This window comes from Dactylosporangium salmoneum, from assembly GCF_039532525.1.
Taxonomy (GTDB): domain Bacteria; phylum Actinomycetota; class Actinomycetes; order Mycobacteriales; family Micromonosporaceae; genus Dactylosporangium; species Dactylosporangium salmoneum.
Window position 1 is genome coordinate 68012 of sequence record NZ_BAAARV010000067.1, and the last position, 15059, is coordinate 83070.

10 protein-coding genes are annotated in these 15059 nt (G+C 73.4%); 7 read left to right on the top strand and 3 right to left on the bottom strand.

Annotation, left to right across the window (positions count from 1 at the left end; all coding sequences use genetic code 11):
- Positions 1–178 precede the first annotated feature (178 nt).
- Positions 179–1069: a sulfurtransferase gene (locus tag ABD352_RS34315; RefSeq protein ID WP_344616688.1), complete on the top strand. Its 891-nt coding sequence runs from the start codon at positions 179–181 to the stop codon at positions 1067–1069.
- Between the two features lie 21 nt (positions 1070–1090).
- On the opposite strand, the gene ABD352_RS34320 is transcribed toward ABD352_RS34315, so the two are convergent.
- The 3 genes from ABD352_RS34320 to ABD352_RS34330 all read right to left on the bottom strand — a co-directional run bounded on the left by ABD352_RS34320 (position 1091) and on the right by ABD352_RS34330 (position 5521).
- Positions 1091–2041: a glycoside hydrolase family 130 protein gene (locus ABD352_RS34320; protein WP_344616689.1), complete on the bottom strand. Its 951-nt coding sequence runs from the start codon at positions 2039–2041 to the stop codon at positions 1091–1093.
- Entirely contained in the window at positions 2031–4433 is a 2403-nt protein-coding gene (locus tag ABD352_RS34325) for a glycosyltransferase (protein WP_344616690.1), read from the bottom strand. The genes ABD352_RS34320 and ABD352_RS34325 overlap by 11 nt, the downstream gene beginning before the upstream one ends.
- Positions 4434–4642: 209 nt before the next feature.
- A complete protein-coding gene (locus tag ABD352_RS34330) occupies positions 4643–5521 on the bottom strand; it encodes an ADP-ribosylglycohydrolase family protein (protein WP_344616691.1) in 879 nt (292 codons plus the stop codon).
- 76 nt (positions 5522–5597) lie between these two features.
- Here ABD352_RS34330 and ABD352_RS34335 point away from each other — a divergent pair, with 76 nt between their 5' ends.
- The 6 genes from ABD352_RS34335 (at position 5598) to ABD352_RS34360 (ending at position 14801) form a co-directional block, all read left to right on the top strand.
- Positions 5598–7373 (top strand): HSP90 family protein, encoded by a 1776-nt coding sequence (locus ABD352_RS34335; RefSeq protein ID WP_344616692.1) that lies wholly within the window; start codon positions 5598–5600, stop codon positions 7371–7373.
- Positions 7363–10188, top strand: a complete 2826-nt coding sequence (locus tag ABD352_RS34340) for a hypothetical protein (RefSeq protein WP_344616693.1) — start codon at positions 7363–7365, stop codon at positions 10186–10188. The genes ABD352_RS34335 and ABD352_RS34340 overlap by 11 nt, the downstream gene beginning before the upstream one ends.
- 572 nt (positions 10189–10760) lie before the next feature.
- Positions 10761–11465 (top strand): TetR/AcrR family transcriptional regulator, encoded by a 705-nt coding sequence (locus tag ABD352_RS34345; protein ID WP_344616694.1) that lies wholly within the window; start codon positions 10761–10763, stop codon positions 11463–11465.
- 80 nt (positions 11466–11545) lie between these two features.
- Positions 11546–12883, top strand: coding sequence for an acetyl-CoA carboxylase biotin carboxylase subunit (locus ABD352_RS34350; RefSeq protein WP_344616695.1), 1338 nt, complete (start codon positions 11546–11548; stop codon positions 12881–12883).
- Entirely contained in the window at positions 12880–13773 is an 894-nt protein-coding gene (locus ABD352_RS34355; protein WP_344616696.1) for a hydroxymethylglutaryl-CoA lyase, read from the top strand. The genes ABD352_RS34350 and ABD352_RS34355 overlap by 4 nt, the downstream gene beginning before the upstream one ends.
- A 122-nt stretch (positions 13774–13895) precedes the next feature.
- Complete coding sequence (locus ABD352_RS34360; protein ID WP_344616697.1) at positions 13896–14801, top strand: hypothetical protein; 906 nt, start codon at positions 13896–13898, stop codon at positions 14799–14801.
- Positions 14802–15059: the final 258 nt, after the last annotated feature.

Consider the following 15059-nt stretch of genomic DNA (forward strand, 5'->3'; position numbering starts at 1 on the left):
GCGACGCCCAGGCTGGCCCGGCGCGCTGCGCCTGGCCGGCCCAGCCCAGGCGCTGCGCGCACCCCGCGAAAGGCCGGTTACAACACCGGTAGCCCGCCTTTCGCGGGGCACACGCAGGCGAAATCTGGACCTCGTCTCGGCTCGACATGAGCGACAGGACAGGACCTAGGCTCGAAGTATGGCTGTGAGTTCCGATCCGGCGCCCGATCTGGGCGCCTACGCAAACCCGGAGCGGCTCGTCACCACCGGCTGGCTGGCCGAGCACCTCGGCGAGCCAGGGCTGGTCGTGGTCGAGTCCGACGAGGACGTCCTGCTCTACGGCACGGGCCACATCCCTGGTGCGGTCAAGGTCGACTGGCACACCGAGCTCAACGACCAGGTCACCCGCGACTACCTCGACGCCGAGGGCTTCGCCGCGCTGTGCTCGGCGAAGGGCATCGGCCCCGACGACACGGTCGTCTTCTACGGCGACAACTTCAACTGGTGGGCCACCTACGCGCTGTGGGTGTTCACCCTGTTCGGCCACCGCGACCTGCGCATCCTCGACGGCGGCCGGGCCAAGTGGGCCGCCGAGGGGCGGCCCATGACGAAGGACGTGCCGGTGCGGGAGGCGACGAAGTACCCGGTCGTCACCCGCGACGACGCGCCCATCCGGGCGTTCCGCGAGGAGGTGCTCGCCCACATCGCCGCGGACCGGCCGCTGGTCGACGTGCGCTCGCCCGGTGAGTACTCCGGCGAGCTGCTGCACATGCCCGACTATCCGCAGGAGGGCGCGCTGCGCGGCGGCCACATCCCGGGCGCCGTGAGCAAGCCGTGGAAGCAGGCCGCCCGCGACGACGGCACGTTCAAGCCGGTCGACGAGCTGCGCGCGATCTACGCCGACGAGCTGGGGCTGGCGCCGGACGACGACATCGTGGCGTACTGCCGCATCGGCGAACGCTCGTCGCACACCTGGTTCGTGCTGACCCACCTGCTGGGCTACCGGCAGGTGCGCAACTACGACGGCTCGTGGACGGAGTGGGGCAACCTGGTCCGCGTGCCGGTGGTGAAGGGGACCTCGCCGAGGTAGCGAGGCCCCCGTTCATCCGTCCTACTCGTCCTCGGGTGGGAGCGAGACCAGGTAGTCCACGACCTCGGAGTACTTGGCGCTCGCCATCGCTACGGTGAGGTCCGCCGCGCCGTAGTACATGCGCAGCTCGTCGCGGGCCTCATCGTGGATGAGGCCCGCCGGGAACACCACGTTGGGCACGTCGCCGACGCGCTCGTAGTCGGCCTCCGGCCCCAGCACCCAGCTCGGCGTGCGCCGGATGACCTTCGTGGGGTCGTCGAGGTCGAGCATCACCAGGCCGACCCGGTAGATGGAGGTGGCCACCATCGCCTTGACGCCGTGGTACACGGCGAGCCAGCCGTGCGGCGTCTCGATCGGCGGCGGCCCCATCCCGATCCGGGTGGCGTCCCACCACGGACCGGAGCGCGACTGCATCACCGGCTCGGGCGTCGTCCACGAGCGCAGGTCCGTCGACTTCGACAGCCACACGTCGGCGCGGGCGGACAGCACCGACACCGGCCGGTGGAAGAGCACGTACTGCCCGTTGATCATGCGCGGCAGCAGCGACGCGTTCTTGTCCTCGGGCGGCATCACGACGCCGAGGGGCTCCACCGACAGGAAGTCCTCGGTCCGTGCGAGCGCGACGCAGGGGCCGCTCGGCCCGTACGCCGTGTAGGCGATCACGTAGGCGCCCAGCTCCTCGACGTAGGTGACCCGCGGGTCCTCCACGCCCCAGCAGCTGTGCGCATCGGTCGGGTCGTCGGCGATGAGCGGCTTGCCCTCGACGACCCAGTTGGTCCGGCCGTCCTTGCTCCGGGCCACGGTCAGGTGGGAGATGCCCCGGCGATCCTCGATCCGGCAGAGCAGGACCGTGTCGCCGTTGTGCAGGCAGGCGCCCGGGTTGAAGACGCTGTTGATCGGGTACGGCCAGTCCCCCGCCGTGAGCAGGGGATTGGCTGGGTCTCGGTGGAAGAGCTCCGCGTCAAAGTGCATCGGAATGGTCCTCCGTGGTGCGCAGGCGGGGCGGTGTGGCGGTCGCGCTGAACCCCGCCGACGCCCGGCCGACCACGCGACCCTTGTTCGTGGGCTTGGAGAGCGTGGTCACCGGCAGGGAGGTCGGGACCGGGGTCGTGGCCGCCACGGGGTGCGGCAACGCGGCCAAACCGGCCCTAAGCAGGCTGAGGAGCGCTTGGTAATAGGCTAGCGCGGACTCGGCGCCTTGGTTCCCATTTGGCTCAGTAGCAGACAAACCGTCGTGGCAGGCGCCGGTGGCGTCCACGTAGAGCCGGGCGCCGGCCCGGTTGCGCCCCAGGAACCACGCGTAGCCCCAGCCGGCCATCCGGGCCAGGTGCGGGTCGGCGGTGTGCTGCCACGCGTCGACCAGCGCCTCGGTGACCGCGGCGGCGTCGATCGGCTGCTCGTCGCCGTCGTCGGCGAGCCAGAGCGCCGGCGACTCGCCACGGTGGTGCCAGTGGTTGCCCACGCAGCGCAGGGTGCCGTCGGCGAGGCCCACGTGCTGGACGTACCAGTCCAGGGCGCCCACCGCCCGGGTGAGCGCGGCGTCGTCCTGCAGCAGCGCCGCCCCGAGCAGCATGGCCTGGGGCAGGCGGGCGTTGTCGTAGGTGAGCTCCGGCTCGAACCAGCGCCAGGCCGGGTCGGCCGCCGACGTCTCCACCAGCGCCTCGTCGAGCCGGGCCAGCAGCGGCGCGGCCTGCTCGACCCGCCCGGCCCGGGCCATGCCGATGAGCGCGTAGGCGCAGGAGCGCAGGCCGATGGCGGGCAGCGCGTCGGTGCGCGGGCCGAGCTCGTCGAGCAGGGCCGCGGCCGGGCGCCGGATGTCGTCGGGCACCGCCGGGGTGCCCACCAGCACGCCCAGCGCCCACACCGTGCGCCCCACGTGGTCGCCCGAGTGCGGCCAGTCCTGCCAGGTGCCGCCGTAGCTGAGCACGTTGTGCATCGACCCGGACGGGTCGTAGGCGGCGGTCAGGAAACGCATCGACTGCCGCAGCCAGCGGGTGGCCAGCGCCGTCTGCTTGGCGTCGGTACCGACGGCGAGCAGGTCGGCGGCGACGATGGCCAGCCGGGCCACGTCGTCGACGCAGTACCCCGACGAGGGGTCCGGGTTCGGCCCGCGGGAGAACTGGATGACGCCGATCTCGTCGGTCATCCGGTCCAGGTGATCGAGGTTGAGCACCGGCGCGGCCGCCGTCGCGTGGCCGGGGCCGGCCGAGGCGGCCTGGGCCTGGCGCACCACGTCGGCGAACAGGTCGGCCTCCCGGGCGGCCACGGCCGGCCAGGGCAGCCAGGACGCGCACGACTCGGCGACGGCCTTGGCCGCGGCCAGCGCCCGGGTGTCGGTGAGCAGGTCGATGATCTCGGCCGCGAGCGCTCCGCCGTCGCCGATCGGCACCACCCGCCCGGCCCCGCCGGCCAGCATGTCCTCGGCGTAGCTGTAGGAGGTCGACACCGCGGGCAGCCCGGCGCCAAGCGCGAAGGTAAGGGCACCCGAGCAGATCTGCTCCGGTTGACGGTACGGCGTCACGAACAACGTGCTGGCGTGCAGGATCGCCGACAGCTCGTCCAGCGCCAGGAACGCGTCGACGAAGTGCACGCTGCCGGCCAGGCCGAGCGAGCGGACCTGCGCCTGCAGGCTCTCGCGGTAGACCTCACCCTCCTGCCGCTTGATCTCCGGGTGCGTCGTGCCCGCCACGATGTACTGGACGTCGGGGTGCTTCTGTACCACCTCGGCGAGCGCGTCGATCGCGATGTCGATGCCCTTGCCCTTGCCGAGCAGGCCGAACGTGGTCAGCGTCGGCTTGCCCCGCACCTTGTCGAGCAGCTCGCGCAGCTCCGGCCGCAGCGTCGCCGGCTCCGGCGGGCGGCGCATCGCCTCGGGCGCGCCGTGCGGCACGACGACGAGCTGATGGCCGGCGGCGACGCCGGTGCGGATCGCGACGCGGCGGGCGGTCTCGGTGAACACCGTCACCCGGGCCGCCCGGGCGCACAGCGCGCGCAGCGTCGCCGCCTGGCCCGGCGAGGGCTTCGGCAGCACGGTGTGCAGCGTCAGCAGGTACGGGATGCCGCACGCGTTGAGCGCGCGGGTGAGCTCGAGCAGGTGCGAGCCGTCCGGCCCGCCGAAGATCCCGTACTCGTGCTGGATCAGCACGACCTGGACGCCGGCCTCGCGCAGGACGCGGGCCGCCGCGGAGTAGTCCTCGATGCGGTCCTGGTTGATGGTGGCGACGACCTCGTCGCCGTAGGAGAGCCCGTCACGGTCGATGGCCACGACGACTGTTTCCAGATCGTCGGTGGCGACACCCAGTGCCTCGCGCAGGTCCGCGGTGTACGTCGCGAGACCGCATTGGCGCGGCAGATAGGTCGACACGATACCGAGTCGATAGGTCGCGGCAGGGTGTGACATGAGCACATTGTTACCCCTGCCGACGCCGAAAATCCTTCATTCGCCTCGGATGACGAGTGTGGTCTGATCATGCCCCCCTGCAGCTCATGCCCAATATCACCCGTCACAAAATCGTCATGATGGTCAATATATAGCATTCGCCTGCGCGAACCCCCAATGCTCACGTACCGTGATTACGGCTTGTGGAACCATTCCGGCAGCGGTTCGCGGGCGTCGATCCAATCGCGCGGAATGCCGGCCTCCCCGACGTTGACCGCGACGATCCCCCCGACGATCGCGCACATCGAGTCGACGTCGCCGCCGGCCCGCACGCACGCCTCGATCGCCGCCGGGTAGTCCTCGAAGTGGGCCGCCGCCACCCACAGCGCGAAGGGCACCGTGTCCTGGGCCAGCGCGTGCGAGCCGTTGCCGAGCTCGGCGCCGGCCTCCCCGGGGTCGGTGCCGGGGTCCGTGCGGGCGGCCCGGGCGATGCCGTCGCGCACATCCGACGGCGGCAGCTGGTTCAGGACGCTTCGCAACAAGCCAGACCCGGCAGCGGTACCGCGGGAAGCGGCGAACGCGGCCGCCAGCGCCACGGCCACGGCCCCCGCCACCCCCTCCGGATGCCGGTGGGTCACCTCGGCCGACAGCACCGCCTCCCGGGCCGCGGCGTCCGGGTCGGCGCCGAACAGCGCGCCCAGCGGGGCCACCCGCATCGCCGCTCCGTTGCCGGCCGAGCCCCGCCCGGCGAACAGCGCGCCGGCCGCGGCCCGCCACGGCACCCCCTCGCGCACGCTGGCGAGCAGGGTCCTCGCGCCCCGGCCGTAGCCGCGGTCGTCGCTGCAGTGCAGCGCGAACGCCCGCGCCAGCTCGTCCTGGTCGACCCGGCCGCTGCGCTGCGCCACCTGCAGCAGCGCGCAGGCCATCTCGGTGTCGTCGGTCCAGCGCCACGGCGTCGGCGGCGGCACGAACGCGGCCTCGTCACCCATTCGTGGGCGCATCTCGAACGGCGCGCCGAGCGCGTCGCCGACGGAGAGACCGGTCAGGCTGTCGGCCGCGGCGCGAAGATTCACCTCGCCGAAGATAGTGGATCGCCCGCGGGCGGAAACCGGGGCGGGAAATGTCGTACCCACGCGGTAGGTTGCCCGCGTGGACCGGACGTTCCAAGTTGACCTCCGCGGCGTTGTCGATCTCCTCAGTCACCACCTCTACGCGAGCCCCCGCGTATACATTCGGGAGCTGTTGCAGAACGCCGTCGATGCGATCACCGCCCGGCGGGCGCACGACCAGGGGGCGCGGGCCGCGATCCGCATCGAGCCGCCCGACGTCACCGGCGACGGCTCGCTGCGGGTGCACGACACCGGCATCGGCCTGACCGAGGAGCAGGTGCACCAGTTCCTGGCCACCATCGGGCGCAGCTCCAAGCGCGACGACTTCGGCTTCGCCCGGCACGACTTCCTCGGCCAGTTCGGCATCGGCCTGCTGTCCTGCTTCCTGGTCGCCGACGAGATCCGGGTGCTGACCCGGGCCGAGGGCGCCCCGGCGGTGCTGTGGCGCGGCTTCGCCGACGGCCGCTACTCGGTGACCACCGAGGGCCAGCAGCGCGACGACGTCGGCACCACGGTCACCCTCGTCCCGCGCCGCGACGCCGGGGAGTGGCTGCGCCGCGACACCGTCACCGAGCTCGCCGGCCTCTACGGCTCGCTGCTGCCGTTCCGCGTCGAGGTCGCCGGCCGGGCGGTCAGCGGCGACGGGCCGCCCTGGCAGGGCGGCGCCGAGGGCCGGCGGGAGCGCCTCGCCGAATACTGCCGCGAGGTCTTCGGGTTCGTCCCCTTCGACATCATCGACCTGGCGGTGCCGGAGGCCGGGCTCACCGGGGTCGCGTTCGTGCTTCCCACGCCGACCAGCCCGGCGGCCCGGGCCGGGCACCGCGTCTACCTCAAGCGCATGCTCCTGGCCGAGGGCGCCGAGGGGGTCCTGCCGCCCTGGGCGTTCTTCGCCCGCTGCGTGATCGACACCAGCGAGCTGCGCCCCACCGCCAGCCGGGAGGCCCTCTACGAGGACTCGCTGCTGGAGTCGACCCGGGAGGCCCTCGGCGACCAGCTGCGCGGCTGGCTGGTCCGGCTGGCCGGGCGCAGCCCGCAGCGGCTCGCCGAGTTCCTCGAGGTCCACCACCTCGGGGTCAAGGCGCTCGCCCTGCACGACGACGAGATGCTGCGGTTGGTCGAGCGCTGGTGGCCGATGGAGACCAACGCCGGGCGGATGACCCTGGCCGAGTTCCGGGCCCAGCACGGCCTGGTCCGTTACACCGCCCAGGTCGACGAGTTCCGCCAGATCGGCGCGGTCGCCGCCGCGCAGGGCATCCCGCTGGTCAACGCCGGCTACATCTACGACACCGAGATCGTCGAGCGGCTGCCGCAGGTCGAGTCGGGCGCCATCATCGAGCGGATCGAGCCCGGCGACCTCAGCACCGCCTTCGAGGGGCTCGACCCGGGCGTGGAGCTGGCCAAGCGGCCGTTCCTGCAGATGGCCCAGCGGGCCCTCGACCGCCTCGGCTGCGAGGTCGTGTTGCGCGTCTTCGACCCGGCCGGGCTCCCGGCGATGTACCTCACCAGCCGCTCCGCCTCGTTCGCGGCCGAGCTGCGGGCCACCCGTGAGCGGGTCGACGACGTGTGGGCCGACGTGCTCGACGCGCTCGCCCGCACCGACGAGCAGGACCGCCCCCAGCTGGTCCTCAACTACCGCAACCCGCTCGTGCGGCGGGTCACCGAGATCCCCGACCCCCAGCTGGTCCGGCTGGCGGTCGAGGGGCTCTATGGCCAGGCCCTCCTGCTCGGCCACCATCCCCTGCGGCCGGCGGACGCCGCGCTGCTCAACGGCTCGTTCCTCGGTCTCCTGAACAAGGCGGTCGGTCATGAAGAGTGAAGAAGAGCTGTGGTCGCTGCTGCGGGAGGCGTATCACATGCCCTACGGCGCGGCCCAGATCGCGCTCGTCGAGCAGGTCATGGCCCACGCCGACGCCGGCGAGCACGAGCAGCTGCGGCTCGCCTCCCGGATGTTCGCCACCACCGCCTACGTCCACGGCGGCGAGCCGGCCCGCTCGTTCGTGACGTTCTCCTGGTGCCGGGCCGAGTATGACAAGCACCCCGAGCGCTTCGACGCCGACGACGAGCACACGCTGCTGTGGCACTTCAAGTACATGGTCAACGGCCTGCTGAAGTTCCCGGCCGTGCCGCTGGCCCGCACCCACGACGTGCTCGACGACATGGAGCGGCGCTTCCGGGCCGGCGGGCACAGCCTGCACGCCGTCTACGCCTACCGCTACGTGGTGGCCGCGCACCTCGACGACCCGTCGGCCGGGGACTGGTATGCGAAGTGGTGCGCCGCGCCCCGCGACCGCAACTCCGACTGCGCCGGCTGCGACCCGGGCGCGAAGGTCGACCACCTCGTCACCCAGGGGCGCGACGAGGAGGCGCTGGCGATGGCCGGGCCGGTGCTCGCCGGGCAGCTGACCTGTATCGAGCAGCCGCAGTCGATCCTGACGTCGCTCCTGGTGCCGTTCGCGCGGACGGGCCGGCTCGACGAGGCGGTCGACGCGCACCGCAAGGCCTACAGGCGGCTGCGCGGCAACATCGCCGACCTGCAGTCCATCGCCGACCACGTCGAGTTCTGCGCCCGCACCGGCAACGAGACCCGCGGCCTGGAGCTGGTCCAGCGGCACCTGTCCTGGCTGGACCGGGCCCCCACCCCGCAGGCCGAGATGCAGTTCGCGGCCGCGGCGGCGCTCCTGCTCGGCCGCGTCGAGCCCGGGCTGCCCATCGGCGACACGACCGCCGGCGAGCTCGGCGCGCGGCTGGCCACCCGGGCCCGCGAGTTGGCGGCCAAGTTCGACGAGCGCAACGGCAACGCCGCGGTGTCCCGGCGGACCGAGGCCACCCTGGCCGCGGCCACCCTGGTCGACCACCTGCCGCTGACCGCCGAGGCCCGGCACCTGGCCGGGCGGCGCCCCGGCCGGCCCGGCACCGCCGGCTCGCCCGCCGCCTCCGGCCTCGTCCGCGCCGAGCTGCCCGCGCTGCCCGACGACCCGGCGGCGCTGCTGGACCGGGCCTGGGAGCTCTACGACGAGCACCGGATCGAGGCGGCGACGGCGGCGTTCGAGCGCTTCGACGAGCTGCTGCCCGACCCGCCGGCCGACCTGGCGGCGCGGCGGCTGGAGGGCAAGGCCCGCCTGGCCGCGGTCCGCGACGACGGCGGCCAGGCCGCCGGTGCGCTGTTCCAGGAGGTCGCCGCCGCCTATCAGGCCCTCGGCGCGCAGCTCAAGGCCCTCGAGGCCGAGGCGCGGGCGGTCCTGTGCCGCGACGCCGACGACGCGATGCTCGCCGCCCTCGCCGCCCTCACCGAGCGGATCGTCGCCCACCCCGACGCCGACGCCGACACCCGGGCCGAGGCGCGGCTGCGGGCCGAGTGGGCGCTGCTGCGACTGGAGCGGCCCACCGACGCGCTCGCCGCCGTCGACGCGGCCGTCGCCGAGGGGCCGCAGGGGCCCGCGCTGCGGGCCGAGCTCGCCGGCCGCCGGGCCCGGGTGCTCATGATCCTGGAGGAGTACGAGGAGGCGGAGGTCGTCGCCGGGGAGTCCCTGGAGCTCTACGCGGCGCTCGGCAACCCGCCGCCGGCGGCCATCCCGGCGGTGATCCGCGGGCACGCGCTGGGCAACATCGAGCGCTACGACGAGTCGGTCGCCTCGTTCGACATCGCGCTCGGCCTCGACGCCGAGCGGATGCTGCGGCTCAACGCGCTGGTCGGGCGGGGCCGGGCCCGGCTGGCCTGGGGCCGCGCCGCCGAGGCCGTCGACGACCTGGTCGAGGCGGTGGCCGACCACGTCTCGCACGGCGAGGACATCCCGGCCGCGCTGGTGCGCCACGACCTCGCCGCCGCCTACCTGCAGGCCGGGCTGGCGCTGGACGCGGCCGAGGCGGGGGAGAGCGCCCTCGATGTCTTCGACCGGGCCGGCGCCCAGGAGCAGGCCGACCGGGTGCGCTACCTGCTGTCGAGGATCTACCGGGAGCTCGGCGAGGCCGAGCAGGCGCTCGGGCTGCTGGAGGGGCTCGCGGCCGGCCTGGAGGGCTACGACGACCCGCACGCCCGCGGCCGGATGCTGCAGGAGGCGGGGCAGGTCCTCTACGACATGGACCGCGACGCCGAGGCCGCCGAGCGGTTCACGGCCGCCGCCGACGTCTTCAAGTCCTGCGGCAACATGCTGTCGGAGCTGCACTGCCGGCGCATGCGCGCCCTCTCCCTGCGCTGGGCCGGCGACCTGCCGACCGCGGTCGCCGCCGTCGACGAGGCCGACGAGCTGGTCCGCCAGTTCGAGACCACCGCCCACCGCGACGAGCCCTGGCTGATCTGGCAGAAGGCGATGCTCGGCTGCGACGCCGCCCGCGTCTACATCGGGGACGGCCGCCCCGCCGACGCCGCCGGCCGCTGCGAGGCCGCCGGCGAGGCCCTGCGCCAGATCGGCGCCCTCGGCGAGGCCCTGGACGCCGACTTCCTGCACGCCGAGTGCCTCATGCGCCTGGGCGACCCGGCCGGCGCCGAGGCCCGGCTGCGGGGGGTGCTGGGCGTGGCCCCGCGCGGCTCCCGGATCGAGCAGAACACGGCCTGGATGCTCGCCGAGTCGCTGGAGGCCCAGGGCCGCTCGGAGGAGGCCGAGCAGATCCGCGGCGCGTACCTGCAGCAATAAGGAAGGGCGCGCCGACAATCCCTGGGTGCTGGGTGCTGGGTGCTGGGTGCTGGGTGCTGGGTGCTGGGTGCCGGGTGCCGGGTGCCGGGTGCCGGGTGCGCCGCGCTCTGCCGGCCGGGTGGGCGCCCACCCGGCCTGTCGGCGCGACCTCCGGCGGCCCGTCGCTGCGCTGTCTGGGCGTTGCCGCCGCCTCGCCGATCGGTCGCCCCGGGCTGTTCGCCAGGATCGGCCGCCGTGGCCTCACCCGGGCGCGTCCTCTACCCGCCCATCCACACACCGTTCTTTCATCGGTGCAACCGCCCGCCGGCGGCCCACGGTCCGGCGCTCGCCGCTCCGTGGGGCCGACGGTCGCCCGGCCACCGGCTGGGTGACGGCCCACCCGGTCGACCGCCGGGGGCTCGGAGTTTGTTTGCGGCGGCGGGTTCGGTGGTAGCGCAGCGCGAAGCCCCGGAGCGCGCCGCCGGGGCGCGGACGGGGTGGAGGTCGGAGGGGTCGAGTTTGACGTGACGGTGCGTCGTGATTAACTTAACGAGCGTTCAGTCCATGGCTTGACACCAGGTTAGGCTTTCCCCATGACGCTCGAACAACAAGCCGTCCGTCCGCCGACCCAGTCCCGCGGCTCCGGGCCCGCCGGTGCCGGCGCGGCGTCGACGGGTGGTGAGCCGGCCGCTCACGCGAGCGACCAGTCCGCCGAGGCGGAGGGTGGCCGGGCGCCGCGGCGGCGGTCGCGGCGGGACGAGATTCTCGAGATCGCTGTCGGGTTGTTCGCCACGCGCGGGTACCACGGCGTCTCCATGGACGACATCGGCGCGGCCGCCGGGGTCACCGGGCCGGCGCTGTACCACCACTTCAAGGGCAAGGAAGCGATGCTCGCCGCCGCCCTCATCCCGGTCAGCGAGCAGTTGCTGACCGGCGGCAAGGCCCGCATCGCCGAGGCGGGTGAGGACCCAGCAGTGGCGCTGGCCGCGCTGGTCGACTTCCACGTCGAGTTTGCCCTGGCCAACCCGGCGGTCATCGCCCTGCACCTGCACGAGCTCGACCGGCTGCCGGACGAGCCGCGCCGGCAGATCCGGCGGCTGCAGCGCCTCTACGTCGAGGAGTGGGTCGGCACGCTGACCGCGCTGCGGGACGGTGACCTGACCGACGGGGAGGCCCGGGTCCTGGCCCACGCGGCGTTCGGCCTCATGAACTCGACGCCGTTCCTCGGTGGCGAGGTCGACCGGACGCGCCGAGCCGAATTGCTGCGCGCGGCGACACTCTCCGCGCTGCAGGGGTGACCCTTCGCGGGCGTCAACAGGGTTATCCACAGGCCGCCCGCATTCCTACCCACAGAGTTATCCACAGGAGAGCCGGCCGAATGCTCAGTTCGTTGCTCGTCGCCAACCGCGGGGAGATCGCCCGGAGGATCATCCGCACGGCGCGCCGCCTGGGGATTCGCACGATCGCGGTGTACTCCGAGGCGGACGCCGGGCTGCCGTTCGTGGCCGAGGCCGACGAGGCCGTCGAGATCGGGCCGGCGAACCCCGCGCAGTCCTACCGCAACGCCCGGGCGATCCTGGACGCGGCGAAGTCGACCGGGGCGGAGGCCATCCACCCCGGGTACGGGTTCCTGTCGGAGAACGCGGCGTTCGCGGCCGAGGTGATCAACCACGGGCTGATCTGGGTCGGGCCGGGGCCGGACGCGATCGAGGCCATGGGTGACAAGATCAACGCGCGCAACCTCATGGCGGCGGCCGGGGTGCCGGTGGCGCCCGGGAGCAAGGAGCCGGCCCGCACGGCGGACGAGGCGCTGAGGGCCGCGGCCGAGATCGGTTTCCCGGTGATGGTCAAGGCGGCGGCCGGCGGCGGGGGCATGGGCATGGCGGTCGCCGAGGACGCCGAAGGGCTGCGCAAGCAGTACGACACGGTGCGCGGGTTCGCCGAGCGGATGTTCGGCGACGGCTCCGTGCTCATCGAGCGCTACTTCCCGCGGGTCCGGCACATCGAGGTACAAATCCTGGGTCTTCACGACGGGCGGGTCGTGGCGCTCGGCGAACGCGAGTGCTCCGTGCAGCGGCGCAACCAGAAGCTGGTCGAGGAGACGCCGTCGCCCGCGCTCACGCCGCCGGTGCGGGCCGCCCTGCTCGCGGCGGCCGTGCGGGCCGGGGAGGCGGTCGGGTACCGCAACGCCGGCACCGTCGAGTGCCTGTTCGACCCGGCCGGCGACGAGTTCTTCTTCCTGGAGATGAACACCCGGCTGCAGGTCGAGCACCCGGTCACCGAGGCCGTGTTCGGCGTGGACCTGGTCGAGGAGCAGCTGCGGGTCGCCTCCGGGCTGGAGCCGAGCTTCGACCCCGGCGCGCTGACGGTCACCGGCCACGCGATCGAGGTCCGGGTCAACGCCGAGGACCCGAAGCGGTTCCTGCCGGGGCCGGGCGCGATCACGACCTGGGTCGAGCCGGTCGGCGACGGCGTGCGGGTCGACGCCGGGTATTCGGCCGGCACCACGGTCACCCCCAGCTACGACTCGCTGATGGCGAAGCTGATCGTGCACGGGGCCGACCGGGCCGAGGCGCTGGCCCGGCTGCGCGCCGCGGTGGCCGGGTTCGAGATCGCCGGGCCCAAGGTCAACCTGCCGTTCTTCGCCGAGCTCCTGGACCGGCCCGAGTTCGTCTCGGGCGACTACGACACCGGCATTGTGGGCAGGATGCGATGACCGAGATCTCGATCCGCGAGGTGGGGCCGCGCGACGGCCTGCAGAACGAGGACCCCGTGCCGGCCGACGACAAGGTGCGGCTGCTCGACGCCCTTTCCTTGACGGGTGTACGGCGGATAGAGGCGGTCTCGTTCGTGCACCCGAAGGCGATCCCCCAGATGGCGGACGCCGCCGAGGTGTGGCAACGCGCGACCAAGAACCCCGCCGTGCGCTACTCCGCCCTGGTCCCCAACTCGAAGGGCGCCGAGCGGGCGCTGGCCGCCGGCTTCACCGAGATCGAAGTGGTCGTCTCCGCCTCCGACACCCACAACCGGCGCAACGTCAACCGCTCGACCGCCGAGTCCCTCGACGACATCGCCGGCCTCATCGCCCTGCTGCACGACGCCGGGGCGAGCGCCGAGGTGATCATCTCGACCTCGTTCGGGTGCCCCTTCGAGGGTGACGTCGACCCCGCCCGGGTGGCCGGCATCGTCGACCGGGTCGTGGCCGACGGCGCCGACCGGGTCGCGTTCGGCGACACCACCGGCATGGGCACGCCCCGGCGGGTCGAGGAGGTCGTCGGGCTGGTCCGCGACCGGCACCCCGACCTGCCCCTGCTGCTGCACTTCCACAACACCCGCGGCACGGCGCTGGCCAACATCCTCACCGCCCTGAGGCTGGGGATCACCGAGTTCGACGCCAGCGTCGGCGGGCTCGGCGGGTGCCCCTACGCGCCGGGGGCGACCGGCAACGTGGCCACCGAAGAGGTGGTGCACATGCTGCACGACATGGGGTACGACACGGGCATTGACCTGAAAGCCCTGCTGGAGGCCGCTCGCCTGGCGCAGGGGATGGTGGGTCGGGAGCTGCCCTCCGGGGTCCTCAAGGCGGGTCCCCGCCTCCCCTTCTGAGGCTTGTGCCCGATTCGCCCGTTGTTGTGGCGTGTCCCCGGCCGGGGCGGGTCGTTGCTCAGTACGGAAAGAGTCACATGTGGGGCGAATGCCCGACATTGAGCCCGTACTGAGAGGCGGACATGGCCCAGTCGAGGAGCGAGCGCAACCCGCGCACGGCTTCGCTGCCGGCCGTTTCCCGCTGCGCGAGGTACGCCGTCCGCGGCCTGATCGTCGCCGGTTTCGCCGGCGTCGCCTGGCTGCTGTCGGCCTCTGCGGCGCACGCCTCGGACCAGCCCGAACTGCTCTCGCCGGTGACAAGCCTGCTCACCGGGGCCGGACTGTCCGGCCAGCAGAACCACCAGCAGCACGGTGACCTTGTCACGGGCACCGTGCTCGCGGTGCTGGGCCCGGTGGCGAAGGCCGCCCCGCCTGTGACCGCGACGGTCACCGGGGCCGTGACCGGGACGGTGACCCTTACCCGGGCGCCGGTCCAATCCGTGGACCGGACCGCCCGGACCGACCGCTCGGCGACGGCAGACGCGTCGAGCGCGAAGCACGCGAGCACCAAGAGGCCGGCAAAGGCCGGCATCCTCAAGACCCACCCGCGGCGGACGCAGGAGCCGGTCGTCCAGACCGAGCCGGTCCGCGACGGGTCCGTCGGCGACGTCACCGCCGCGGCGACCGGCACCCGAGGTGCCGGCGTCGACCCGGCCGTCGCCGCACGTGCGGCCGATCGCCTCCGCGCCCTCCGGGCGGCCGAGGGGCTCGACGGCGCGCACGTCCAGCCGGTCGCGGACCGGAACGTTGCGCAGGGTACGCACCACGTGCCCTTGCTGCCCCGCCCGGCGCCCGTCCCGGCGCCGCCGGCGGTCGGCCTCGCCGTGGGGGCCCCGGGCACCGGCTCGGGCGTCAACCACGACGGTGGCGCCGCCGCGCTGCCCGCCGCACCGGCCGGCGCGAAGGTGCTGACCTTCCGGCCGGAGGCGGTCGAGGACGTCGAGTTGCGGCTGCTCGCAGCCGAGGAGCCGACAGTCTCACCCGACTGAGGCCGTTCCGGCCAAGCCGACGCGCGACGCCGAGCGGGCCATCCGGTTTGGGTCAAGGCGGAGCCGACAGCCGGAATGCACGCCTTGGTCCCAGCGGACCCGCATCGACCACATCGCGGCATCTCGTAATACGCACCACGCACCAAACCGGGCGCACGTCGACAGGGCGGAGCCGGGGGGAGCCTGCCCGCACGCAGGCTCATGGCTTCGTACCGCGCCCATCTGCAGTACCGAGGATCGAAAACTACCGAAGGGTCT